At 44.9% G+C, this 25,294-nt stretch carries 24 protein-coding genes; 21 read left to right on the forward strand and 3 right to left on the reverse strand.

Going from position 1 to position 25,294, the window contains the following annotated elements:
* Nucleotides 1-106 precede the first annotated feature (106 nt).
* The 8 genes from HLM86_RS04855 to nqrM all read left to right on the forward strand — a co-directional run bounded on the left by HLM86_RS04855 (nucleotide 107) and on the right by nqrM (nucleotide 7,347).
* Nucleotides 107-1,447 carry a Na(+)-translocating NADH-quinone reductase subunit A gene (locus tag HLM86_RS04855; RefSeq protein ID WP_076586420.1) on the forward strand — a complete coding sequence of 447 codons (1,341 nt, stop codon included), beginning with the start codon at nucleotides 107-109 and terminating at the stop codon, nucleotides 1,445-1,447.
* Nucleotides 1,448-1,452: 5 nt separating this feature from the next.
* Nucleotides 1,453-2,697: an NADH:ubiquinone reductase (Na(+)-transporting) subunit B gene (locus tag HLM86_RS04860; RefSeq protein WP_076586423.1), complete on the forward strand. Its 1,245-nt coding sequence runs from the start codon at nucleotides 1,453-1,455 to the stop codon at nucleotides 2,695-2,697.
* Nucleotides 2,687-3,457, forward strand: a complete 771-nt coding sequence (locus HLM86_RS04865; protein ID WP_076586425.1) for a Na(+)-translocating NADH-quinone reductase subunit C — start codon at nucleotides 2,687-2,689, stop codon at nucleotides 3,455-3,457. The genes HLM86_RS04860 and HLM86_RS04865 overlap by 11 nt, the downstream gene beginning before the upstream one ends.
* Nucleotides 3,457-4,089, forward strand: coding sequence for an NADH:ubiquinone reductase (Na(+)-transporting) subunit D (locus HLM86_RS04870; RefSeq protein ID WP_076586427.1), 633 nt, complete (start codon nucleotides 3,457-3,459; stop codon nucleotides 4,087-4,089). Before HLM86_RS04865 ends, HLM86_RS04870 begins: the two co-directional genes overlap by 1 nt.
* Nucleotides 4,090-4,096: 7 nt before the next feature.
* Entirely contained in the window at nucleotides 4,097-4,693 is a 597-nt protein-coding gene (gene nqrE / locus HLM86_RS04875; protein ID WP_076586429.1) for an NADH:ubiquinone reductase (Na(+)-transporting) subunit E, read from the forward strand.
* A gap of 32 nt (nucleotides 4,694-4,725) precedes the next feature.
* Complete coding sequence (gene nqrF, locus HLM86_RS04880) at nucleotides 4,726-5,952, forward strand: NADH:ubiquinone reductase (Na(+)-transporting) subunit F (RefSeq protein WP_076586432.1); 1,227 nt, start codon at nucleotides 4,726-4,728, stop codon at nucleotides 5,950-5,952.
* 138 nt (nucleotides 5,953-6,090) lie between these two features.
* A complete protein-coding gene (locus HLM86_RS04885; protein WP_170882335.1) occupies nucleotides 6,091-7,095 on the forward strand; it encodes an FAD:protein FMN transferase in 1,005 nt (334 codons plus the stop codon).
* A gap of 18 nt (nucleotides 7,096-7,113) precedes the next feature.
* Nucleotides 7,114-7,347 carry a (Na+)-NQR maturation NqrM gene (gene nqrM / locus HLM86_RS04890; RefSeq protein WP_076586436.1) on the forward strand — a complete coding sequence of 78 codons (234 nt, stop codon included), beginning with the start codon at nucleotides 7,114-7,116 and terminating at the stop codon, nucleotides 7,345-7,347.
* 31 nt (nucleotides 7,348-7,378) lie between these two features.
* Here nqrM and HLM86_RS04895 read toward each other — a convergent pair whose 3' ends face one another.
* Nucleotides 7,379-8,596 carry a GGDEF domain-containing response regulator gene (locus tag HLM86_RS04895; protein ID WP_170882336.1) on the reverse strand — a complete coding sequence of 406 codons (1,218 nt, stop codon included), beginning with the start codon at nucleotides 8,594-8,596 and terminating at the stop codon, nucleotides 7,379-7,381.
* 152 nt (nucleotides 8,597-8,748) lie between these two features.
* Between HLM86_RS04895 and dinB the strand changes: the two genes are divergently transcribed.
* Complete coding sequence (gene dinB, locus HLM86_RS04900) at nucleotides 8,749-9,819, forward strand: DNA polymerase IV (protein WP_076586778.1); 1,071 nt, start codon at nucleotides 8,749-8,751, stop codon at nucleotides 9,817-9,819.
* A 1-nt stretch (nucleotide 9,820) separates the two neighbouring features.
* Here the strand turns inward: dinB and HLM86_RS04905 are convergent, their stop codons facing one another.
* Nucleotides 9,821-11,806 carry a RecQ family ATP-dependent DNA helicase gene (locus HLM86_RS04905; protein WP_170882337.1) on the reverse strand — a complete coding sequence of 662 codons (1,986 nt, stop codon included), beginning with the start codon at nucleotides 11,804-11,806 and terminating at the stop codon, nucleotides 9,821-9,823.
* 78 nt (nucleotides 11,807-11,884) lie between these two features.
* Here HLM86_RS04905 and HLM86_RS04910 point away from each other — a divergent pair, with 78 nt between their 5' ends.
* The 3 genes from HLM86_RS04910 (at nucleotide 11,885) to HLM86_RS04920 (ending at nucleotide 14,707) form a co-directional block, all read left to right on the forward strand.
* Nucleotides 11,885-12,361, forward strand: a complete 477-nt coding sequence (locus tag HLM86_RS04910; protein ID WP_076586442.1) for a GreA/GreB family elongation factor — start codon at nucleotides 11,885-11,887, stop codon at nucleotides 12,359-12,361.
* Nucleotides 12,362-12,418: 57 nt separating this feature from the next.
* Nucleotides 12,419-13,162 (forward strand): YggN family protein, encoded by a 744-nt coding sequence (locus HLM86_RS04915; protein ID WP_170882338.1) that lies wholly within the window; start codon nucleotides 12,419-12,421, stop codon nucleotides 13,160-13,162.
* A 180-nt stretch (nucleotides 13,163-13,342) separates the two neighbouring features.
* A complete protein-coding gene (locus tag HLM86_RS04920; RefSeq protein WP_170882339.1) occupies nucleotides 13,343-14,707 on the forward strand; it encodes a sodium-dependent transporter in 1,365 nt (454 codons plus the stop codon).
* Between the two features lie 114 nt (nucleotides 14,708-14,821).
* Here HLM86_RS04920 and HLM86_RS04925 read toward each other — a convergent pair whose 3' ends face one another.
* Nucleotides 14,822-16,297 carry an aminoacyl-histidine dipeptidase gene (locus HLM86_RS04925; RefSeq protein ID WP_170882340.1) on the reverse strand — a complete coding sequence of 492 codons (1,476 nt, stop codon included), beginning with the start codon at nucleotides 16,295-16,297 and terminating at the stop codon, nucleotides 14,822-14,824.
* 442 nt (nucleotides 16,298-16,739) lie between these two features.
* Here HLM86_RS04925 and vcdP point away from each other — a divergent pair, with 442 nt between their 5' ends.
* From vcdP to ribD, 9 genes are all read left to right on the forward strand, one after another.
* Complete coding sequence (gene vcdP, locus HLM86_RS20520; RefSeq protein WP_483887723.1) at nucleotides 16,740-16,826, forward strand: small protein VcdP; 87 nt, start codon at nucleotides 16,740-16,742, stop codon at nucleotides 16,824-16,826.
* Nucleotides 16,827-17,253: 427 nt separating this feature from the next.
* Nucleotides 17,254-18,543: an NCS2 family permease gene (locus HLM86_RS04930; RefSeq protein ID WP_076586450.1), complete on the forward strand. Its 1,290-nt coding sequence runs from the start codon at nucleotides 17,254-17,256 to the stop codon at nucleotides 18,541-18,543.
* A gap of 75 nt (nucleotides 18,544-18,618) precedes the next feature.
* Nucleotides 18,619-19,083 (forward strand): xanthine phosphoribosyltransferase, encoded by a 465-nt coding sequence (gene gpt, locus HLM86_RS04935; protein ID WP_170882341.1) that lies wholly within the window; start codon nucleotides 18,619-18,621, stop codon nucleotides 19,081-19,083.
* A 199-nt stretch (nucleotides 19,084-19,282) separates the two neighbouring features.
* Nucleotides 19,283-20,530, forward strand: a complete 1,248-nt coding sequence (gene frsA / locus HLM86_RS04940) for an esterase FrsA (RefSeq protein ID WP_076586454.1) — start codon at nucleotides 19,283-19,285, stop codon at nucleotides 20,528-20,530.
* A gap of 118 nt (nucleotides 20,531-20,648) precedes the next feature.
* Nucleotides 20,649-21,038, forward strand: coding sequence for a sigma factor-binding protein Crl (gene crl, locus HLM86_RS04945; protein WP_076586456.1), 390 nt, complete (start codon nucleotides 20,649-20,651; stop codon nucleotides 21,036-21,038).
* Nucleotides 21,039-21,228: 190 nt separating this feature from the next.
* Nucleotides 21,229-22,362, forward strand: a complete 1,134-nt coding sequence (gene proB, locus HLM86_RS04950; protein WP_076586458.1) for a glutamate 5-kinase — start codon at nucleotides 21,229-21,231, stop codon at nucleotides 22,360-22,362.
* Nucleotides 22,363-22,372: 10 nt separating this feature from the next.
* The gene (locus HLM86_RS04955; protein ID WP_170882342.1) at nucleotides 22,373-23,623 is read left to right on the forward strand and encodes a glutamate-5-semialdehyde dehydrogenase; all 1,251 of its coding nucleotides are present in this window, start codon (nucleotides 22,373-22,375) and stop codon (nucleotides 23,621-23,623) included.
* Nucleotides 23,624-23,725: 102 nt separating this feature from the next.
* A complete protein-coding gene (gene nrdR, locus HLM86_RS04960; RefSeq protein ID WP_076586463.1) occupies nucleotides 23,726-24,175 on the forward strand; it encodes a transcriptional regulator NrdR in 450 nt (149 codons plus the stop codon).
* A 12-nt stretch (nucleotides 24,176-24,187) separates the two neighbouring features.
* Nucleotides 24,188-25,294: a bifunctional diaminohydroxyphosphoribosylaminopyrimidine deaminase/5-amino-6-(5-phosphoribosylamino)uracil reductase RibD gene (ribD, locus tag HLM86_RS04965; protein ID WP_170882343.1), complete on the forward strand. Its 1,107-nt coding sequence runs from the start codon at nucleotides 24,188-24,190 to the stop codon at nucleotides 25,292-25,294.

The following is a 25,294-nucleotide window of genomic DNA, read 5'->3' on the forward strand; positions in this document are numbered from 1 at the left end:
TGCGATTTTGGTGTTTTAAACAGCGCCAAAACCGGACACTAATGTCGTGTCTATAAAGTTACGCAATCAAAGAATCTTTTTCCCGATAAAAGTAGTGCAAGTGCGTATGATTACAATAAAGAAGGGTCTGGACCTTCCTGTTGCAGGAACTCCTACCCAGGTGATTAATGATGGTAAAACCATCAAGAAAGTCGCCTTGCTTGGCGAAGAGTACGTTGGCATGCGTCCTACTATGCATGTTCGCGTGGGTGACGAAGTAAAGAAAGCTCAAATTCTTTTTGAAGATAAAAAGAACAAGGGTGTTCAATTTACTTCTCCAGCAAGTGGTAAAGTGATCGAAATTAACCGAGGAGCAAAGCGTGTGCTTCAATCTGTTGTGATTGAGGTGTCAGGCGATGAACAGGTGACGTTCGACAAGTTTGAATCTGAACAATTAGCAAGCCTTGACCGCGAAGTGGTCAAAACTCAGCTTGTCAATTCAGGTCTTTGGACTGCTTTACGTACTCGACCGTTTAGCAAGGTTCCAGCCATTGAGTCTTCTACACAGGCTATTTTTGTGACCGCGATGGATACTAATCCATTAGCCGCACAGCCTGAGTTGGTGATTAATGAGCAACAGGAAGCGTTTGTTGCTGGCCTGGATGTACTTTCGGTATTGACTGAGAGCAAGGTTTACGTGTGTAAATCTGGCACCAGTCTTCCTCGTTCTTCTCAATCCAATGTTGAAGAGCATGTATTTGATGGCCCTCACCCAGCTGGTTTGGCTGGTACTCACATGCATTTCCTGTATCCAGTGAATGCAGAAAATGTCGCGTGGAGTATCAACTACCAAGACGTGATTGCGTTTGGTAAATTGTTTCTGACTGGCGAACTGTACACAGAGCGTGTGGTTTCCTTAGCGGGACCGGTGGTGAATAATCCCCGTTTGGTTCGAACAGTACAAGGTGCGAACCTCGACGACTTGACAGAAGACGAGTTAATGAAGGGTGAAGTTCGCGTGATTTCTGGTTCTGTTCTGACAGGAACTCAGGCGACGGGCGTTCATGGTTACCTTGGCCGTTACCACGTACAGGTTTCTGTCCTTCGTGAAGGCCGAGATAAAGAACTCTTCGGTTGGGCGATGCCTGGGAAGAATAAGTTTTCGGTCACCCGAGCTTATCTAGGCCATATCTTCAAGGGTCAGTTGTTTAATATGACAACGACGACAAACGGCAGTGACCGCTCCATGGTGCCAATTGGCAACTATGAGCGCGTAATGCCACTGGATATGGAACCAACTTTGCTTCTTAGGGATCTTTGTGCTGGCGACACAGACAGTGCACAGGCACTGGGTGCGCTTGAACTGGACGAAGAAGATCTAGCGTTGTGTACCTTTGTATGTCCAGGTAAGTACGAGTACGGTGAGTTACTTCGTGAATGCCTAGATACGATTGAGAAGGAAGGGTAATTTTCATGGCTCTTAAAAAGTATCTTGAAGACATTGAGCATCATTTCGAGCCTGGCGGTAAACATGAAAAATGGTTTGCCTTGTATGAAGCTGTTGCGACAGTATTCTATACGCCAGGTCTTATCACTAAAAAAAGTTCACACGTCCGCGATAGTGTTGATTTAAAGCGAATCATGATCATGGTTTGGCTTGCGGTTTTTCCAGCAATGTTCTGGGGAATGTACAACGCAGGCGGCCAAGCGATTACCGCACTGAATCACATGAATGTGGGTGACGCATTATCTACCGCAGTTGCTGGCAATTGGCATTACTGGTTGACAGAAATGCTGGGCGGTACTTTAACCGCCGATGCAGGCGTTGGCAGTAAAATGCTGTTGGGTGCAACCTACTTTCTACCCATCTATGCCACCGTCTTTGTGGTTGGTGGTTTCTGGGAAGTGCTCTTTTGTATGGTGCGTAAACATGAAGTTAACGAAGGCTTCTTCGTCACTTCTATTTTATTTGCATTGATTGTTCCACCAACGCTTCCTCTTTGGCAAGCGGCTTTGGGGATCACATTTGGTGTGGTTGTCGCAAAAGAGATCTTCGGTGGCACTGGCCGCAACTTCCTCAACCCTGCACTGGCTGGGCGTGCTTTTCTATTCTTTGCTTACCCAGCGCAAATCTCGGGTGATCTGGTTTGGACTGCTGCTGATGGTTTCTCTGGTGCTACGGCGTTAAGTCAGTGGGCACAGGGCGGTAACGGAGCGCTTGTTAATACCGTGACAGGCTCCCCAATTACTTGGATGGATGCCTTCCTTGGTAATATCCCTGGCTCTATCGGTGAAGTCTCCACTCTGGCGTTAATGATTGGCGCAGCGATGATCGTATATATGCGAATCGCATCTTGGCGGATCATCGCGGGTGTGCTGATTGGTATGATTGCGACTGCAACGTTGTTTAATACGGTTGGGTCTGACACTAACCCTATGTTTAATATGCCTTGGCACTGGCACCTTGTTTTGGGTGGTTTTGCGTTTGGTATGTTCTTTATGGCGACTGACCCTGTCTCTGCATCATTTACTAATAAAGCCAAATGGTGGTACGGCGCGCTGATTGGCGTGATGTGTATATTAATTCGTGTTGTGAACCCAGCTTATCCTGAAGGTATGATGTTGGCGATTCTGTTTGCGAACTTATTTGCACCTCTGTTCGACCATGTGGTTATTGAGAAGAACATCAAGCGGAGACTAGCACGCTATGGCAAATAATAATGACAGCATAAAAAAGACGCTGGGTGTTGTTATCGGGTTGAGCCTTGTTTGCTCAATCATAGTTTCAACAGCCGCTGTAGGCCTTCGCTCTCAGCAAAAAGCTAATGCTGTGTTGGATAAGCAAACCAAAATTATTCAGGTTGCTGGTATCGACACCGCGGGTGAAAAAGTGCCTGAGTTGTTTGCACAGTACATAGAGCCACGTTTGGTTGACTTTAAAACGGGTGATTTTGTTCAGGGTGATGCTGCTACGTACAATCAACGCCAGGCTGCTAAAGATCCTGCTGAGTCGATTAAGATAGCCGCGAGTGATGACAAGGCTAAGATTCTGCGTCGTGCCAACACTGGTGTGGTCTATCTGGTCAAAGATGGCAGTGATGTATCCAAAGTTATCTTGCCTGTTCATGGTAACGGTCTTTGGTCCATGATGTACGCTTTTGTGGCTGTAGAAACAGATGGAAATACGGTGTCTGGTCTTACTTATTATGAGCAAGGTGAAACTCCTGGGCTTGGTGGTGAAGTAGAGAACCCGACTTGGCGTGCTCAGTGGGTGGGCAAGAAGTTATTCGATGACAACCACAAACCGGCTATCAAAGTGGTTAAAGGTGGTGCTCCTCAAGGTTCAGAGCATGGTATCGACGGACTCTCTGGTGCGACACTCACGAGTAATGGTGTTCAACACACATTCGACTTCTGGCTAGGCGACATGGGCTTTGGTCCATTCTTGGCAAAAGTACGTGATGGAGGTCTGAACTAATGTCTAGTGCACAAAACATTAAAAAGAGCATTATGGCGCCGGTGTTGGATAACAACCCGATTGCGCTTCAGGTGCTTGGTGTCTGTTCTGCTCTGGCAGTAACAACGAAACTAGAAACAGCTTTTGTTATGACACTGGCCGTAACATTTGTTACAGCGTTGTCTAACTTCTTTGTTTCTCTTATCCGTAACCACATTCCTAACAGCGTACGAATTATTGTACAAATGGCCATTATTGCCTCGTTAGTTATCGTGGTCGATCAGGTGTTAAAAGCTTACTTGTACGATATCTCTAAACAGCTATCTGTCTTTGTTGGCCTTATCATCACCAACTGTATCGTCATGGGACGCGCCGAAGCGTTTGCCATGAAATCGGCGCCTATACCGTCTTTTATTGACGGGATTGGTAATGGTTTAGGTTACGGTTTTGTTCTTATCACTGTAGGTTTCTTCCGTGAATTGTTTGGCTCAGGCAAGCTATTTGGTTTGGAAGTTCTTCCTCTTGTGAGCAACGGTGGTTGGTATCAACCTAATGGTTTGATGCTGTTAGCACCATCTGCATTCTTCCTAATCGGCTTCCTAATCTGGGTAATCCGCATTCTGAAACCAGAACAAGTAGAAGCGAAGGAGTAAGGACTTCATGGAACATTACATTAGTCTGCTAGTTAAGTCGATTTTCATCGAAAACATGGCTCTGTCTTTCTTCTTAGGTATGTGTACGTTTCTTGCCGTATCTAAAAAAGTGAAGACTTCATTCGGTTTAGGTGTTGCCGTTGTTGTGGTATTGACGATTGCTGTGCCAGTCAACAACCTTGTGTACAACTTAGTGTTGAAAGATAACGCGTTAGTGGAAGGTGTCGATCTTAGTTTTCTAAACTTCATCACCTTCATTGGGGTTATTGCGGCTCTTGTACAAATTCTAGAAATGATCTTGGATCGTTTCTTCCCGCCTTTGTACAATGCTTTGGGCATATTCCTACCCTTAATCACAGTAAACTGTGCAATTTTTGGTGGCGTATCTTTCATGGTACAACGAGACTACAACTTTGCTGAATCGGTTGTTTACGGCTTTGGCTCAGGTGTAGGTTGGATGTTGGCGATTGTTGCGCTTGCAGGTATTCGCGAGAAAATGAAGTATTCTGATGTGCCTCCCGGTTTACGAGGGCTTGGCATCACGTTTATTTCAGTTGGTCTTATGGCCTTAGGCTTTATGTCTTTCTCTGGCGTTCAACTGTAAGTCGGGTAAGCCGCAGCAATTAAGGAATAGTCATGAATACTATTATTTTTGGTGTAGTAATGTTTACCCTGATTATATTAGCGTTGGTTTTGGTGATTTTATTCGCCAAATCGAAGCTAGTTCCAACAGGTGACATTACAATTTCTGTGAACGGTGACCCAGATAAGGCCATCGTTACGCAGCCGGGTAGTAAGTTACTAGGCGCACTTGCTGGTGCAGGTGTCTTTGTTTCTTCTGCTTGTGGTGGCGGTGGTTCTTGTGGCCAGTGTCGCGTAAAAATCAACTCGGGTGGTGGGGATATCCTGCCTACTGAGCTTGACCATATTACTAAAGGTGAAGCGCGCGAAGGTGAGCGTCTGGCTTGTCAAGTTGCGATGAAAACCGACATGGATATCGAGCTTCCAGAAGAAATCTTTGGGGTTAAGAAGTGGGAATGTGCTGTTATCTCAAACGATAACAAAGCAACCTTCATCAAAGAGCTCAAGATACAGATTCCCGACGGCGAGTCAGTACCTTTCCGAGCAGGAGGCTACATCCAGATTGAAGCGCCTGTTCACCATGTTAAGTACGCTGATTTTGATGTTCCTAAAGAATATCGTGAAGACTGGGATAAGTTTAATTTGTTCCGTTACGAGTCTAAGGTCAACGAAGAGACGATTCGAGCCTACTCGATGGCAAACTATCCGGAAGAAGAAGGCATTATTATGCTGAACGTCCGTATCGCGACGCCACCGCCTAATAACCCAGAAGTACCACCGGGTATAATGTCATCGTATATTTGGTCGCTTAAAGAGGGCGATAAATGTACGATATCTGGTCCGTTTGGTGAGTTCTTCGCCAAAGATACGGATAATGAGATGGTCTTCGTTGGGGGGGGAGCTGGTATGGCGCCAATGCGTTCTCATATTTTTGACCAGCTTAAGCGACTCAATTCTTCCCGCAAGATGTCTTTCTGGTATGGCGCTCGTTCTAAACGTGAGATGTTCTACGTGGAAGATTTTGATGGCTTGCAAGCAGAAAACGATAATTTCGTTTGGCACTGTGCCTTGTCTGATCCGATGCCAGAAGATAATTGGGATGGTTACACTGGGTTCATCCACAATGTGCTTTATGAGAACTATCTTAAAGATCATGAATCGCCAGAAGATTGTGAATACTACATGTGTGGTCCACCTATGATGAATGCGGCCGTTATCGGTATGCTGAAAGATCTTGGTGTCGAGGATGAGAACATCCTACTTGATGACTTTGGTGGCTAATCGATCACTGTTGTTCTGACTATGGCTGGCTCTATGAGCCAGCCATTTCTTTTTAATCCTAACAATTGATATGGGAAATGGTTTTTTAGTTAGAAAATTGTTCTCTATATTGATAAAGGCGATAATAGGAGTTAACGAGTGAAAAATTGGCTTGTTGTATTTGCTTCTCTATTGATCTTAGCTGGGTGTGAACAGCCCGCTGAGCAAATTCATTTTAGTGGCCCAACCATGGGGACCACCTACAACATCAAATATGTCTCAGCCGAGGGAATGCCATCCCCACAAGCTCTCCAGAAAGAAATTAATCGGTTATTGGAAGAGGTCAACGAACAAATGTCGACTTATCGCCAAGACTCAGAATTAAGTCGCTTCAATCAGATGAAAAATATAGAACCTTTTGAAGTGTCGCCACAAACGGCGAAAGTTGTGAAAGAAGCGATTCGTTTAAACGGTCTTACTTTAGGTGCATTAGACGTGACTGTCGGCCCACTGGTCAACCTATGGGGTTTTGGTCCTGAAGCTCGGCCTGAAGTTGTTCCAACGAATGAAGAATTGGCGATTCGTAAAGCCCAAACTGGCATACAGCATCTTAAGGTGATGGGCAACCGTCTTCAGAAAGACATACCGGCTCTATACGTTGATCTATCGACAATTGCAAAAGGTTGGGGTGTGGATGTTGTCGCGGATTATATTCAGTCTCAGGGTATCCAAAACTATATGGTTGAGGTGGGAGGCGAAATGCGCTTGAAAGGATTGAACCGCGAAGGGGTTCCATGGCGGATCGCTATTGAAAAGCCATCAACCGAAGAAAGAGCGATTCAAGAAATTATCGAGCCAGGTGATATGGCGATTGCCACATCGGGTGATTATCGTATCTATTTCGAGAGTGATGGCGTACGATATTCTCATATCATTAATCCAAAAACAGGGAAACCGATTCGTCATAAAGTGGTCTCTGTGACAGTATTGGATCAATCGTCCATGACAGCTGATGGATTAGCGACCGGCTTAATGGTACTTGGTGAAACACAGGGAATGAAGATTGCTAACGATAATAACATCCCTGTTTTTATGATCGTAAAAACTGAGAATGGATATAAAGAAATGGCATCGGAAGCCTATAAGCCATACATAAACCAGTAACAAAGTGAGCAGGTTATTATGAGTACATTTCTGATTACTTTCGGCGTTTTTATCGCCGTTATAGCAGCCATGTCCGTCGGCTATATCTTTCAGAAGAAAGTCGTTAAAGGAAGTTGTGGCGGTCTTGGCGCTGTGGGTGTTGACAAGGTATGTAATTGCCCCGAGCCTTGCGATGCACGAAAAAAACGTGAAAAAAGAGAAGCCATCAGAGCCGAAAAATTGGCAGCATGGGAAAAAAATCGTATCAGTTAACATGTTCAAGTCCGGAGTGTCCGGACTTGAGTTATTCTGTTGCGATGATTTGGTTGCGGCCGCGTGATTTTGCAACATACAGGCGATCATCTGCTACCTTTATTTGCTGTTCCAAAGGCCCTCCCAAACTGCAAACCCCAATACTAATGGTAAACATAATGTCCTTACCTTCGTAGCTAATGATGTTCGTTTCAATTCTCTGGCGCATCTTCTCTAATCGAGTCACGAATTCATCGAGGGTAGCGTAGGTTTGAATACAGAACTCCTCTCCGCCAAAGCGCACCACGACATCATCCGGAAAATAGTGGGTGAGCAGATCAGCAATTACTTTTAGTGCGGTATCTCCGGCATCGTGGCCAAACGTATCGTTGATACGCTTAAAGTAATCGACATCCACCATTGCGATGAATCTAGCATGGCCAGCCGTGCAAGACTGGTTAAATAGAAATCGGCGATTCCATAGGCCAGTCAACACATCTTGGTTCGCCAATTTATTCAGCTCATCTGTCGCCTCTTTCATGTCAAGGAGCTGATGAACTCGGCAGTAAAACTCTTCTTGATTAAACGGTTTGTGCAGAAAATCATTAGCTCCAGCCTTGAGAAAACGTGCGGTAATCGTACGATCCGCACTGCCTGAAAGGCCTAAAATGGCAAGACTGTTTTTATCGTACATTTGGCGAACTTCACGCGTTAGCGCAATACCATCTTTCCCTGGCATATCGTGATCAGTAATAACGAATGAAATGTCTGGTGTGTCTGCCAACCTATGTAACGCTTCTGAACCATTCTGAGCCTGCGTTGTTTTGATGTACTGATGTTCCAATAACTGAGTGACGTGTTTACGTACCATTTGTGAATCATCAACGACAAGTGCGTGATGATTAACGTTGTTAATCAGACGTTTGGCTAAAGGAACGAGGTAGGATATCGAAGCCATACTGTCTTTTAGAATATAGTCCATGACTCCCTTGGCAATAAAGCGTTCCCTGTACTTCTCGCCAAAGGTGGCGGTCAGCACTATCACTTTTTGTTTTCGCGATAAAACCAGATCAATGACTTCACCATCCTGGGCATCAGGCAGACAGTAATCAAGAACAGCAAAGTGGAAGTGGTGATGCTCATCCAAGGCTTGTAATGTTTCTGCATACGATTCACACCCTATCACGTGACAGCCGATAGACTTCAACTGCTGGGTCACATAATTCCGATAAGCACGACTGTCCTCAACCACTAATACTTTATGGGTCACTGGAGCCCCCTGATTATTACCCTATAATAATAATAAACGCATATTCTGATACTTCTATTAAAAGAGAAAAAAGATCTGTATTTGTCATTCTGATTGAACCCATCGACATATAATATATACTGTTTTTATGTACAGTTTTTGTTGTTGCTGCGATGCTGATTGAGAAGAAAACCAAAATTATCCATATTGATATGGATTGCTTTTACGCTGCGGTAGAAATGCGTGACAACCCAAGTTTTCGTGGACGGCCATTAGCGGTAGGGGGTCATGAAAAGCAACGTGGTGTTCTCTGTACGTGTAATTATGAGGCTAGGCAGTTTGGGGTGCGCAGTGCAATGCCGACTGCGCAAGCACTAAAGCTTTGTCCTGAGCTGCTGGTTGTGCCAGGTAGAATGCAGGTCTATCAGCAAATCTCTCAACAAATTAGAGGGATTTTTGCTCGGTATACACCGCTTATAGAGCCTCTTTCACTGGATGAGGCCTATCTAGATGTCTCAGAGGTAACCTTGTATCAAGGGTCTGCGACCCTGATAGCCAAAGCCATTCGGCGAGATATATTTTCTGAGTTACACCTTACTGCCTCGGCTGGTATCGCTCCGGTTAAGTTTCTTGCGAAAGTGGCATCAGAGATGAATAAACCTAATGGTCAATATGTTATCCCTCCGGAAAGTGTTCAGCGGGAGGTGGATAAACTGGTATTGGAAAAGATACCTGGAGTGGGGAAAGTCAGTCTGGGAAAACTTCATCAAGCGGGCTTGTACACCTGTGCTGATGTTAAAAATAGTGAATATCGCGAGTTGTTACATCGGTTTGGCAAACTGGGCGGTTCTTTATGGAATAAAAGTCATGGCATTGACCCCCGTGACGTTGTTGTTGAACGAGAACGCAAGTCTGTTGGTGTAGAACGTACCTTTAGCAAAAATATCTATACCTACGAGCAATGTTGGCACCTGATAGTCAACGAATTGTACCCTGAACTAGAAAGGCGGTTGAAAAAGGCTGTGCCAGAAAAAGGGATTATCAAGCAAGGCATAAAATTAAAATTTGCTGACTTCCAACTCACGACCATTGAGCATAACCATCCAATTCTTGATCTCGCTTATTTTAGAACATTGTTGAGGGACATTCTTATGCGACAAGATGGTCGGGAAATAAGACTGCTTGGTTTGAATGTGATGCTAAAGCCAGAACGACACATTGAGCAACTTTGTCTGGATCTATAGATTAAAGTTGTTCACCACTCTGATCATCGCATCTTGTGTCAGATGTTTGATGATTTTTCAGTGATTCGACTAGAGCAAAAACGCTTTGATATGGGGATGATGCTAGATGACCAAATCCAGCAAGGTTACGCGCCTTTATTTTTGTTAACCAAGGCGTGGTTATACCACATAAAAACTTGGTTTTTAGGGCAGATGACAAAGGATGGGCCAACCTTTTTTCCAGCGCTTCGAGCCAAAGACTGACATCGATTTCCTGTACTCTCTGATCCGTTGGCAGGGGCCAAGGTTGATGCTCTCCGCGACAAACACTGCAGTGACCGCAATGTTCAGGTGCGTTTTTGTCAGAAAAGTAACCCGCGAGTGCCTTACTCAGGCAATCTCTGGATTGAAAGAGGGCTAGCATGCTACTAATGCGATTTAGGTCACTGCGCTCTTTGCTCTGGAACAGCGAAGCAAGATCATGACTCAATTGATCGATGGGCCTGACTGTTGGAGTTACGGAATAGACTTCAGTCATCAGTTTGCTTTCTAGTTCTATCCATCCATGTTGATGAAAATAGTCCAAAGCTGATACGACACGGCTTCTTTCACTGCCGTAACTCTGCCACAAACGCTCAAAGTTGACGTCACACCAAAGACGGGCTTGTGTGGAACATTCAAAAATCGCATTAACAAACGTTTGTCGCTCATGGCTAAAGCGCTCAATAATATTCTGTTTTGTATCAATAAATTTAAAGCGATAATCGGCAAAGTAGCTGTATTGAGCTGATAGCCAATCCGTCATTTCTACATACACTAAGAGCGTTTTCAAGGGTAATGGACGAATATTACTTTGATTGGCCAGACGAGAGATGACCACCTCCCAATTGGGCTCAGATTTACTGGCTTGCTGCAATACATAATGAATTTCGCTTTGTTCTGGGGTATCACCAAAAACGAAGTTTTCCAGTGTTGAAATGCCCTCTAGGTTAGCTAAAAGAAGACACTGTGAATCCAGACCATCGCGGCCAGCACGACCAATTTCTTGAGCGTAATTTTCAATTGATTTAGGCAAATCAAAGTGGATCACCCGACGAATATCAGACTTATCGATACCCATCCCGAAAGCAATGGTGGCTGCGATACAATCCGTTTTCCCTGACATGAAATCTTGTTGTATTTGCTCACGGGCCGTATTACCTAAACCGGCATGGTAAGCAGACGCATTGATACCATTGTCTAACAGCAGGGCGGCGATTCGTTCGGCACTTTGTTGCTGAGTGACATAGACGATGGTGGGCAGCTCTGGTGATGAGGCGATGGTTGAAATGAGGGTGGTGTCTTTGTCTTGTTGTGGGCATGGTTGCACCGAAATATCGAGATTCGGGCGGTAAAATCCCGTGACGGTAATATTTTGTGGGGCAATATTAAACTTCTTTCCCATATCGTCAAGCACGTCCTGTGTCGCGGTGGCCGTTAGCAACAAAACTTGAGGGATCGACAATTGCTTCTGAAATTTGGGTAACTTGAGGTAATCTGGACGAAAATTGTGTCCCCATTCTGATATGCAGTGGGCTTCATCGACGACTAACTGAGAAATGGTTAATTGAGACAAAAAGGCCCTGAATCGTTCGTTTTTCAAACGTTCAACAGAGACCATTAGTATTTTTATTTCTCCATCGCTGATTTGTTTCATTATGGCCTGCGATTCTTCTCGGCTTTGGTTAGAGTTCAGCGAGGCAGCTGGAATCCCTTTTCTGTTCAGGTATTCGAGTTGATCTTTCATTAAGGCCAGCAAGGGTGAGATCACCAAGGTTAAGTGAGGTAAACACAGTGCGGTTAATTGATAGCACAGAGATTTTCCTGACCCAGTTGGAAAAATGGCGGCGCAAGAATGTCCAGCAAGAACGTGTTCCATGACTTGATACTGCCCTGCCCTCAGGGAATCAAAGCCGAAAGTGGAGTGCAGGACCCTGTAGATGGTTTCTTTGTGGGCGGATGTGTTCATATGTTGGTTACCAGTGTGACTCAAGTGCCTTACGTAGTATTCTAAAGAGAATACGCCACAAAGAAACATGATTTTTGTATGAATAAACCCGCTTTACTGCAAACGATATTAGCCGAGATGAATCGCGCCCTTGCTATTGCCAATCGTGCCACTCAACGGGCGATAGAATCGGCAACGGATGAAGAAACCATCGCAGAGCACAAATACGATACGTTAGCATTAGAGGCTTCCTATTTAGCGCATGGTCAGGCTGTACGTGCCCAGAAATATGAAGGTGAAATCAACCTCATGAACGCTTTATCTTTGCCTCAAGATTCTGATGAGGTGAGGCATGGAACTCTCGTCACTGTGGTCGATGGAGATAACAAAATCCAACACTTTTTTACCGCTCCTTGCGCTGGTGGTCTCACTGTTCAATTTGGTGGAATGGAAATCATGGTCGTCACGTTTGATTCGCCTATCGGTCAATCTTTAAAGGGTAAGCGGGTTGGAGATGAAGTCGTGTACTGTGTCTCATCGAAGGAATACTGGTATGACATCGAGGCAATAATTTGACGCAAGGGCTTTGAGATTTTGTTAGGGTAGCAAGGAATCTAAGAGGGTGAGTTTAACATGAAAAAAATACTGTTCATTATTCCATTGCTGATCGTGAGTCAGGCGTTTGCTAGCCAGTGTGATATTGATTTGAAGAATCACATCAGACTAAACGGTGAGATGCTCGAGATACAAAAATCTGATGGTGCGATCGCTTTGGTTGATGCGGATAACAAGTTAATGATTCAGGGTGAAACGATATTATTGAATGCTGATCAGCAACAGGCGATGGTGGATTATCACAACAGTCTGAATGATTACCTACCGCGAGCTAAACAGATCGCGCAGGATGGTTTACATTTGATCAATGATATCATTGATGAAGTGGCATTAAGTTTTGATGCGCCAGGTGCTTTCGATAATGTAAAAGCGTCGATTGAGCAGTTTTATGCGGGTATTGAGGAGCGATATTATCAGAACGGCGATCTTGTGTTACCCGCGGGAAGTTTTGCTTCATTTGAACAGAAATGGGCACAAGACTTCTCACAAGCGAAAGCGGCGTTAAGTAATGAATTGATTGGCAGTGCTTTTAATGTCATGTCTGAGAAGATGAAAGCGCAAGGATCATTGAACTTAACCGATATGGCCGACACTCTGAGCTCAGTCAAAGAGAGAATAGAGAGAAAATTAACTGAGCATTCAGCACAGGTTGAAAAACAAAGTGACGAATTGTGTGAGTCACTTGATGCAATGGCTGATCAAGAGCAGCAATTACACCGTAAGATCCCAGAGCTCAAAAATTATCCGATTTTTTCTATCTAGTGCTTTCCTCGTAGCGTGCCGCTCGTTAGCACAGCTAAACAACGCTGTATAAAATAATTTACATTTATAACAATGACGAACTTTGACAAAGTGGCAGCTAAAGCGAACAAAGGTCTGGAGCAATCAGCCTTCGTGCATTATTGTACTCGCTAACTAGTTTATAGGTGCAAGTTGAGTGGTATGGCACAAGCAAATAGCAATCAATCGCGTGAGCATTTTGGTTCACGACTCGGTTTTATTCTCGCTGCGGCAGGCGCGGCGGTTGGGTTAGGAAATATTTGGGGTTTTCCGACACAAGCAGCAAGTAATGGCGGCGGTGCCTTTCTCTTGGTCTACTTGGTGATGATATTGGTCGTTGCGTTTCCAATGTTAGTCGTAGAAATGGCGATTGGTCGGTATGGGCAGGCTAACCCAATCGATAGTATGCGTGCTTTGAATTCAAATCCTATAGCCAAATGGCTCGGTGGTTTGGTCGGTTGGATTGGTTTGAGCGTGCCTAGTGTCGTTTTGGCTTTTTATAGTATCGTTGGAGGGTGGTTGATCTGTTTCTTGCTCGGTGCAATCACCGATTTATTAGGGCTGACATCTCTCACGGTTTGGTTTAAAGGCTTTAGTATCGAGCGTAATTTGTTCGGGACAATCACGTTTTATATCCTTACGATTTTAATTGTTCAGGGTGGCGTGAGACAAGGGATTGAGCGGTGGTCGACGCGTTTGATGCCCGCTCTGTTTGTTCTTTTTGGCTTGCTGTTTGTGTACATAATGACGCAAACGGGAGCGATGGAAGGGCTCAAACACTATTTGATTCCCGATTTTGAGAAAGTCATGGACCGTAAGTTGATTTTAGCAGCAATGGGGCAGGGGTTCTTTTCTCTGACCATTGGTGGCTGCTCAATGCTGATCTATGGTTCATACCTCAGTAAAAAAGAGAACCTGCCGAAGATGGCAATGAATGTCACCTTAGTCGATACCGCCGTTGCGTTTATTGCTGGGCTAGTGGTTATGCCTGCGATGTTCGTGGCGATGAACAAAGGGGTGCAAATTTATGCAGAAGGTGGGGCTTTATTAAGTTCTGATACCTTGGTATTTACCGTGCTTCCTCTTATGTTCGATAGTTTGGGTATTATGGGACAACTGTTTGCCATCGTGTTCTTTTTATTGCTGACAATTGCCGCCCTGACCTCATCGATTTCAATGCTGGAATGTCCGGTAGCATTAGTCGGCGAGCGCTTCAATACTAAGCGCAGTATGAATAGCTGGATAATAGGCGGAGGGATTGCGCTGTTAAGTGTCATCATCGTTTATCATTTTAATGTGTTATTTGGGTTGGTTGCGATGGCCGCAACTCAATATCTTCAGCCTGCAGCTGCCTTATTGTTTTGTGTATTTGGTGGCTGGGTGTGGAACCGTCATCAGAAAATCAAAGAACTGCAACAAGGTTGTCCAGAATTCACTGAAGGCTGGTTTGGGAAGTTGTGGCCTGTTTATATCAAATTTGTGTGCCCAATTCTCGTGACGACCGTCATTTGGGCATCGTTTGGCTAAATGTTAGTGCGTGGGCTAGAAACTAAAAGGTAGCCCATTAGCGCGATGGGTGAGTGAGAGGCCTTTCCACCTAAAGCCAGCACTTGCGGCTGGCTTTGAATCAGAAAGCCGTGGCTATTTCTCTTTGTCTGGAATGGACGCCAGCAGGGCCACCATTTGTTCCCAGAAAAGCGCCACTGTATCGATTTTTACTTTTTCATCCGGAGAATGTGGGAATTTTATGGTTGGGCCAAATGAAACCATGTCCATGTTGGGGTAGGGTTCTTTGAACAAACCACATTCTAGCCCAGCATGGATCACCATAATGTTGGGTTTATGGCCATAAATGCCTTGATACATAGTGCGGAAAATCGCCATTATTTCTGAATCGGCTTCTGGCTTCCAGCCTGGATAGGCCCCAGAAAATTCGATGGTTGCCCCTGCCAGTTCAGCCAGTGACGTCAAAGTACTTTCCACCTGATGTCGACCAGAATCAATAAGGGATCGTACGAGACACAATATCTTGATGGTATCGTTGTCAGTGGTGACAACCCCAATATTGAGAGAGGTCTCGACCACACCATCAACATCATCACTCATACGGATGACGCCATTCGGGCAGGCATTGATAGCAGCAATCAACTGCTGTTGAGTGGCTATGGTGACCATGCCCAATTTGGATTCGTTAGGTTCATAGAGACTGAAAATATCCGTCTCAGTTCTGCCCAGTTCTTTGATGATCAATTGAGTAAACTGGTCAAATCTTTCGGCCAGTTTGAGTTCATTTTCTACTGGAACTGCAACGGTGACAAAGGCTTCACGCGGAATAGCGTTACGTAGCGTTCCACCTCGGATTTCAATGAGGCGGAGATCTAATTCTTGAGCGTACGTAGCCATAAAACGTGCCATTAGTTTATTGGCATTGCCCCTTCCTGTGTGGATATCACAGCCAGAATGACCTCCCTTTAAGCCTTTTATCGCCAGTTGACGGACGGCGTACGATGCTGTGACGGGTTCACGTTTTATTCTAAAGGTGATTTCGCCGTCAATACCACCGGCACACCCCATATAGACTTCGCCCTCTTGCTCGGAATCAGTATTGAGGAGGATATCGCCTTCTAACCAACCTTCTTGTAAACCAAAAGCACCAGTCATACCGGCTTCTTCATCGATTGTCAGCAACACTTCAAGGGGACCATGTTTGATATCGTTTGATGACAGGACCGCAAGGCATGATGCCATGCCGATACCATTATCGGCGCCCAGTGTGGTCCCATTTGCCGTCACCCAATCACCATCAATATAAGGTTGGATCGCATCTTGGGTGAAATCATGATCCGTTTCTTCATTCTTCTGCGGCACCATATCAATATGTGCTTGCAGAACCACCCCTTTTTTGTGTTCCATGCCAGGCGTGGCCAATTTTTTGATAAATACATTCCCCGTCGGATCTCGACGAACCTCCAATCCTTGCTCTGTGGCCCAATGAATAATGTAACGAGCGAGCGCTTCTTCATGCTTCGAAGGATGGGGAATTGAGCAAATTTTATCAAAAAACTGCCACACAAGTGGTGGCGATAACTTACTGATCTCAGAGTGAAATTCAGACACGGAAACTCCTTATTCGTGATAATACCAGATCGTTTAGCGTACACTTTACAACTAAATTGACCAAAAATTCACTTTGGCTTTTGGGCCAAGGCCAAAAAGAATAGCACCCTGCTGCTTCGCAGAGTAGCGAAAGCATTGATGAAAATATTCGTTGTCATCACAGAACCTACATTCACTTTTATGACTGTGGCACGTTGACGGCACTCACTGGCCAAAATGGATTTATGTAATTAAATTACAATTAGAGCTAAAAAAGACCATTTTAAATTATTTATTGTGATTTAAATCACCTTTATGTTGTAATTATTTTACTTTAAGGTATATTGGTAACCATCTTCAACAGTGAAGAGTAAATGCTCAGAGGATGAGTCCGATTTGTCGCCTCCAAGGAACCGAGAAATCAATATTTTTTCTTATTTCATTGATTTAAAAGGTGATTGTTATGAAAGGTTTACCAAGTGCCGCATTCTGGTTAAATAGCTCTGTTTATACGAGCAATTTTACCTATCCTACAAGTTTTGGTTACTAATCCAAGCTTGTTATCTTGGACAGATTTTTACCCCCAATTAGAATTTTTTTCAGAAGATTGCTTGCTGATAGGATTCAAGCGCTACTCGAATTGAGTGGCGCTTTTTTTATGGGTTGAAAAACCGTCGTCACATCGATGAGTTTTACGCACATAAATACATACTTTTGAGGGATAATCGGTGAATGACTTACGTCATTTGAAGATGTCAGTGTAAAACACAGCCCAGGGTGGTAAAACGCTGTTTGCGATTACTCTATGAATTTGAGGGATTTTATTCTTATCGACTTTAAATTCGCCTAATTGAAGAATGTTAATTATAAAAATATCGATTGGGGCGTCAATTCTATCTGGAATTTGTTATTTGTTGACTTTATAATCTCGCCAATCGATTACGCAACCGTTTACTCTACTTCTTTGGAACTCGATTATGCTCGAAAGACTTTTTAAGCTCAGCGAACACGGAACAAGTGTTAAAACTGAGATCATTGCTGGTGTCACGACTTTCCTCACTATGGCCTACATCATTTTTGTTAACCCTGCTATTTTGGCCGATGCGGGCATGGATCGTGGGGCCGTGTTTGTTGCGACATGTTTAGCGGCTGCCATTGGTTGTTTTATTATGGGGCTGGTTGCTAATTATCCTATTGCTCAAGCGCCGGGTATGGGGCTTAACGCCTTTTTTACTTACGCTGTTGTGTTAGGAATGGGTTACACATGGCAAGTCGCATTGGCGGCCGTGTTTGTTTCTGGCGTGTTGTTTGTTTTGTTAAGTGTGTTCAAAATTCGTGAGTGGATTATTAACTCTATCCCACTCTCTTTGCGTACAGGGATTTCAGCTGGCATTGGCCTTTTTCTCGCCTTTATCGCGTTAAAAAATGCGGGGATCGTTGTTGATAACCCAGCGACTTTTGTCTCTCTTGGTCAAATCACTTCTTTGCCTGCGGTGCTCGCATCTGTGGGTTTCTTTCTCACGATTGCTCTGGTTCATCATGGCGTGAAAGGGGCTGTGATGATCGCGATTCTTGGTGTCACTGGCCTTGGGCTTGTTTTTGGTGATGTTGAGTGGGTTGGGGTCATGTCCGCGCCACCTAGCCTTGCCCCGACGTTTTTGAAACTGGACTTTTCGGCTGTATTTGAAGTGGGTATGATTTCTGTTGTTTTTGCCTTCTTATTTGTGGATTTGTTCGACACGGCAGGGACCTTGGTTGGCGTTTCTCAGAAAGCCGGTTTGATGGACAAACAAGGTAAGATCCCCCGCTTAAACAGAGCACTATTGGCAGATTCGACCGCGACTTCAGTCGGGGCTTTACTGGGAACGTCAAATACCACATCTTATATTGAAAGTATTTCCGGCGTTGCCGAAGGTGGTCGAACGGGATTAACCGCGGTTGTTGTTGGTATTTTATTTCTGCTGGCCCTGTTCTTCTCACCACTTGCTGGTATGATCCCAGCTTACGCAACGACAGGGGCACTATTTTACGTCGCTGTTTTGATGTTATCAGGCTTGGTGAATATTGACTGGCATGATCTGACCGAGGCGGCGCCAGTTGCAGTGACGTGTTTACTCATGCCACTGACTTTCTCTATTGCAGAAGGTATTTCACTGGGCTTTATTGCTTATGCCGCGATCAAGCTATTGAGTGGCAAGGGTCGAGAGGTCTCCTTGAGCGTCTGGGTGATGTCAGCAATTTTTATCATCAAATACATCTTCGCTTAAATTACATAAAAGGCGGCCACCGACTCCCGAACGTGAGCAAATGGTCCCCAAATTTTTAGAATTAGGTTAATTAAAATGAGTAAGAAATTCATTATCACTTGGGATCAAATGCATGCTTACTGTCGCGAGTTAGCAGAACAGCAAATGCCGGCGGAGCAATGGAAGGGCATTTGGGCGGTGAGTCGCGGAGGTCTGATTCCAGGAGCTATCCTCGCTCGTGAATTAGGCATTCGATATGTTGATACCATCTGCATTTCGAGTTACGACCATGATCATCAACGCGACATGAGTGTGCTCAAAGCCCCTGAAGGAGATGGAGAGGGGTATCTGATTGTTGAAGATTTGGTAGACAGTGGTGATACGGCACGTAAGCTTCGCCAACTCTATCCCAAAGCCAAGTTGATTGCTGTCTGTGCGAAGCCATCAGGTGTTGATCTTTTGGATGACTATGTAGTCGATATTGCCCAAGAAACATGGATTGAGCAGCCGTGGGATATGTCGATTCAATACGCTGAGCCTGTTAACCGAAAACAAAAGTAACCGCGTATTCGTCTTATTATTTAATGGCCCAGACAGGGCCATTTTTGTTTCTGTCACCAGAGTGGATTTTGCCTACGCTATCGAGCGGGCTATCAGGTCGATTACTTTCGTGATTTATCCCAGTGAACTCGGAAGTCATTCTGCCTTTTCATCCTTTGCAGGTATACAATGAACGAAATTATCTTAGCTGGGTCCCAATATGACTGAAGATGTGAGTAAAAATCTTTCAGAAACACTGTTTACCAATCATAAACAAGCTAGAGAAACTTCAGCTTTGACCCAATATATGCCGAGCAGCCAAACGGTATTGGATGAAAAGCGCGGTTCAGACGGCGCCCATTGGTATCGTAATCTCCGTCGTATTCAGTGGGCTTGGCAAGGGATTGATCCTATTGAAATGGATGCGGTCCTCGCCAAGATTGCCTCTTCTCAACATTCTAGGACTCATGACGAATGGTTAGATACGGTTATGGGATACCACAGTGGCAACTGGACCTATGAGTGGACTAAGCTGGGGATGCTTCATCAAAAGCGCTCAGAAGAGCTTAAAGGAGAAGCCGCCGCGGATGAGATGTTTGGGGCATCTTTGTGTTTTAGTATTGCTGGTTACCCCCACCTAAACAATGATAATTTAGCTATTCAGGCGCAAACTTTGGCCAGCAATGCTTACACAGAAGCGGCGAAAAAGACCAAATACATCATTAAACAAATTGATGTGCCTTACCAGAATAAGAAAATTGTCGCCCACCTTCATTTAACCAAAACGGATAAGCCACAACCCGTTGTTATTGTCAGTGCTGGCTTGGATAGCTTGCAAACCGATATGTGGAAAATATTTCGGGATCATTTAGCACAAAAAGATATCGCCATGCTGACGGTTGATATGCCATCGATTGGCCACAATAGTCATTGGAAGTTAACGGAGGACACCTCCTGCTTGCATCAGGCTGTACTCAATGAACTCTTTCATATTCCTTGGGTCGACCATCACAGGGTTGGACTGATAGGGTTTCGTTTTGGTGGGAATGCCATGGTGCGCCTTTCATTTATGGAGCAAGATAAGATCAAGGCATGTGTGTGTTTAGGAGCGCCTATCCATGATGTACTCTCTTCACCCGAGAAATTAAAGAAGATGCCCAAGATGTATTTGGATGTCTTGGCTTCAAGGCTGGGAAAGCGAGTCGTCGATGTCAATAGTTTGGCTGGGCAACTTATGGCCTGGTCGCTTAAAGTTCAGGGCATTTTGTCTAGTCGTAAAACCAAGGTTCCGATTCTTGCAATGAGCCTTGATCAAGATCCGGTTTCACCATATAGCGACAATAAGTTGGTTGCCTTGTTTAGCGATTATGGTCAGGCAAAGAAAATCAGCGCTAAAACAATTACACAAGGACATGAGCAATCACTCGATTTGGCGATTAAGTGGCTGGAAGAGGAGTTAATGAGATGACAAATCTCATTAATTAGTCAAAACTGATATAAGGACAATACCCAAACTAATTCGTCCTTATTATTTGCCAACATCCGGTACAATCAATGAAAACAGGTATTGAATACGGAGATTCATTATGTCTGAACAGTCAAAAAGTCCAACCCATTACCGCTTACTATCGACGTTAAAGGCCATCGGGCCCTATTTGAGAGAAGTACAATGTGAGGAAGGGCGTTACTTGTTTGATTGCCTTTCTGTTTGTGTTAGTGACAAAAAGTCACCGGAGGAAAGAGAGTTTTGGGGATGGTGGTTAGAGCTTGAAATTGAGGGTAAGAAACTCGCCGCGCGCTATCGTACAGGGTTATATGATGTTAAAGGTGACTGGCTAGATGAAAAGCTGCCAAAGAAAGCCATTGAGGAAGTCTCTCGTACACAAGAAGCCTTTCATCAAAAGTTAGTCGATACCTTACAAAGTCAGTTTGGTATGACTGTGCATTTACACAAAGAATCGGCGGAATTCGTCTAAAACGCTTCGTAATGATCCTTGTGTAATTAAAAAGGCGCCTTTGGGCGCCTTTTCTGCTTGTGAATTTTGTCTGTGATTGTTAAAACAACAAGTCTGAGCCCCAAGTTTTCTTATGAGGTCTACCACAGTCCACCAAATGGATGGGTGATGAAAAAATGGGTCACAATTTTATTTTCAAAGCAGAAAGACAATGAATCAAAAATGCGGACAAGCAACACAGCCCCAGACTGTCGTTGTAAAACTCGGTACAAGTGTATTGACGGGTGGGACACTAGCGTTGGACCGAGCTCACATGGTTGAGCTAGCTCGTCAGTGTGCAGAGCTAAAAAAACAAGGCCACTCAGTGGTCATGGTTTCATCCGGTGCGATAGCTGCTGGTCGAGAACACTTGGCTTACCCCGCATTAGCCAATTCAATGGCCAATAAGCAGTTATTAGCGGCGGTTGGACAAAGTCAATTAATTCAGACTTGGGAAGCGTTATTTGGCTTGTATGGGATAAAAATAGGCCAAATGTTGTTAACAAGGGCAGACATGGAAGACCGAGAGCGGTTTCTTAATGCTCGTGACACAATCAATGCGTTAGTGAGTCATGATATTGTCCCTATCGTTAATGAAAATGATGCCGTGGCAACGAACGAGATCAAAGTGGGTGACAACGACAATCTGTCTGCACTGGTCGGGATATTATGTGGTGCGGATAAGTTATTATTGTTGACTGATCAGAAAGGTCTCTTTACCGCGGATCCTCGTAAAGACCCTAAGGCTGAGTTGATTAAAGAAGTTAAAACGATTGATGATAGCCTACGTAAAATTGCAGGTGGCAGTGGAACAACTTTAGGTACTGGTGGCATGGCGACGAAACTGCAAGCCGCCGATATTGCGCGCCGAGCGGGGATTGAAGTGATTATTGCAGCGGGGAGCGCGCCGAATGTTGTTTTTGACTCTTTGAGCAATACCCCTCAAGGGACCCGGTTTTTGCCCAGCAATGAAGCTTTGGAAAACCGTAAACGTTGGATTCTCGCAGGCCCAGCAGCATCGGGCGATATTATGATTGATGATGGTGCGGTTAACGCAGTTATTGGTCATGGAAGCAGCCTTCTCGCCAAAGGTGTGACCAAAGTGAGTGGTGAATTTTATCGTGGTGATGTTGTTCGTGTGACGGACAGCCAAGGCACATTAGTTGCTCGAGGTATCTCAAGTTACTCAAGTCTCGATTTGACGAAAATTTTGGGTAAACACAGCAAAGATATTATTGGAATTTTAGGTTATGACTACGGGAATGAAATCCTACATAGAGATGATATGGTCGTAATCCAAGAGTAAGGAAAGTAAAGTGGAACTGATTTCGAAAGGTAAAGCAGCCAAAGAGGCAGCCTTCCAATTAGCGACGGCGTCAACGACGCAGAAAAATAAAGCGTTGGCAATTATCGCGGATGAGCTGGAGGCGAATGCCCCGACCATTCTTGCTGCGAATGCTCAGGATATTGAAAAGGGGCGTGAAGCAGGGCTGACGGAAGCTTTACTTGATAGACTACTCCTCAATAAGGATCGCTTAGCTGCGATGGCAAATGATGTGCGTAACGTTATTAGTTTAGATGATCCTGTAGGCAGCGAGTTAGACAGTAAAGTGTTAGAAAATGGCATGTCTTTATCGCGCCGGCGAGTGCCTCTTGGCGTTGTTGGTGTCATCTATGAAGCTCGCCCTAACGTAACCATTGATATCGCGGCCTTGTGTTTAAAAACTGGCAATGCCAGCATTCTGCGTGGTGGTAAAGAGACCTTCTTTTCCAACATGGAATTGGTGAAGGTCATTCAATCTGCGTTGGCAAAGGCTAAGCTACCGAGTGCTTCTGTTCAATATATTGATAAACCTGACCGTGCGCTGGTTACTCAACTTCTCAAGCTCGACCAGTATGTTGACATGATTATTCCTCGTGGTGGGGCAGGGCTGCATAAAATGTGCAAAGAGAACAGCTCTATCCCAGTCATCATCGGTGGCTTTGGTATTAGCCATATCTTTGTTGATCAAAGTGCAGATCTAGCCAAGTCTCTTGATGTCATTGAAAACGCGAAAGTTCAGCGCCCATCGGCATGTAATGCGCTTGATACACTGCTGGTCCATGAACAAGTGGCCGCCGATTTTCTGCCTATGTTGGTGCAGCGTATCCAGGATAGAGTTGAGTTTGTGGCGGATCCGAAAGCGAAGGCTTTACTGCGTGATGCGACGCAGTTGCGAGACGCAAATGACGGTGATTATGACACCGAGTGGCTTAACTTTACCTTAGGTGTCGCAGTGGTCTCCGATGTCAATGAGGCGATTGAGCACATGAGGCGGCACAATGCGAGTCACTCCGATGCCATTATGACCAACAATTTGAAACATGCAGAGTTGTTTATTAATTCAGTCGGCTCTGCTGCCGTTTATGTCAATGCATCGACTCGCTTTACGGATGGTGCCCAGTTTGGTTTAGGAGCAGAAGTTGCCGTCTCAACCCAGAAACTTCATGCACGTGGGCCGATGGGATTAGAAGAACTGACCAGCTACAAATGGGTGGGAAGGGCCGATTATTTGTCGCGACCTTAACAACAATCATTGGACGTACGGAAAATAGGGCAACCTTGTCCTCTTTTCTTTTTATGGTGATCGTAATTCCGTTAAACTGTCACTCACAAATACGGAGGTGATATGCATTGTCCTTTTTGCTCTGAAAATGATACGAAGGTGATCGATTCTCGTTTGGTGGCTGATGGCCATCAGGTACGCCGTCGCAGGCAATGTCTCGCTTGCAATGAGCGCTTTACTACATTTGAGACGGCAGAGCTGGTCATGCCGCGTGTGATTAAATCGAATGGCAATCGTGAGCCATTTGATGAAGATAAAATGGTTGGTGGGTTGCAGCGAGCGCTTGAAAAACGTCCGGTGAGCGCCGATGCTGTTGAGTTATCTATTAGCATGATTAAATCACAACTACGTGCGACTGGAGAACGAGAAATTCCAAGTGAGATGATTGGTAATTTAGTGATGGGTCAGCTTAAAGATCTGGATAAGGTCGCCTACATTCGATTTGCCTCTGTTTATCGCAGTTTCGAAGACATCCGAGAATTTGGCGAAGAAATTGCAAAGTTAGAAGACTAATGGTGGCATTGGATGGCTGATTTTACTCCGATAGATTACAAAATGATGTCACGGGCGATTCAACTGGCGAAAAAAGGCACTTATACCACTTGTCCGAATCCCAATGTTGGATGTGTTATTACAGTTGGCGATCAGATCGTTGGCGAAGGGTTTCACGCTCGTACTGGGCAGCCTCATGCTGAAGTGCATGCCTTAACTATGGCGGGAGCCAAAGCACGGGGAGCAACCGCTTATGTGACGCTTGAACCTTGTTCCCATTATGGCCGGACACCACCCTGTGTTGAAGGTCTTATGAAAGCAGGAGTGGCGAATGTTATCTGTGCCATGGAAGATCCTAACCCTAAGGTCGCTGGACGTGGAATTCAGATGCTGCGTGGGTCGGGTATTAATGTAAAAGTTGGCCTGATGGAAGCGGAAGCTCAGGCAATCAATCCGGGGTTTATCAAACGGATGAACACCAACATGCCGTTCGTTCAGCTTAAAATGGCCGCAAGTTTGGATGGCCAAACGGCATTGGGGAATGGGCAGAGTCAATGGATCACCTCCCGTGAAGCTCGTCAAGATGTACAAAAATTTCGGGCTCAAAGTGGGGCTATCCTGACGACCAGCAAAACGGTCATTGATGATAACGCGTCTCTGAATGTTCGCTGGGACGATCTTCCGTTGTCTGTTCAACAACATTATGCAGAATCACAACTTCGACAGCCCGTGCGAGTCGTTCTAGATAGACAAAATCAACTTTCTTCTGAGCTGAACCTTTTTCAAACTCAGGGGCCGCTCTTGGTGGTTTCAGAACATGGTGATGTGCCGCTATACCTCAATGAAAGACAGCAAATTGATCTCAGGTCGACGTTGTCAGAACTCGCCACCAAGCACAATATCCAACATGTTTGGGTTGAATCGGGTGCGACATTGGCGAGCAGCCTAATTCGCGAGAATCTTGTTGATGAACTCATCATCTATTTGGCACCGAAAATTATGGGTAGTGATGGCCGAGGGTTACTCGGAGCCCTTAACCTAGATTCAATGTCTGATGTGATTCAACTCGATCTAAAAGACGTACGGAAAGTTGGCGGCGATCTTAGAATCAGAGCCTCAATACTAAATAAAGAATTGTAA

The sequence above is a fragment of the Vibrio ostreicida genome (genome assembly GCF_013074385.2).
Classification (GTDB): Bacteria; Pseudomonadota; Gammaproteobacteria; order Enterobacterales; family Vibrionaceae; genus Vibrio; species Vibrio ostreicida.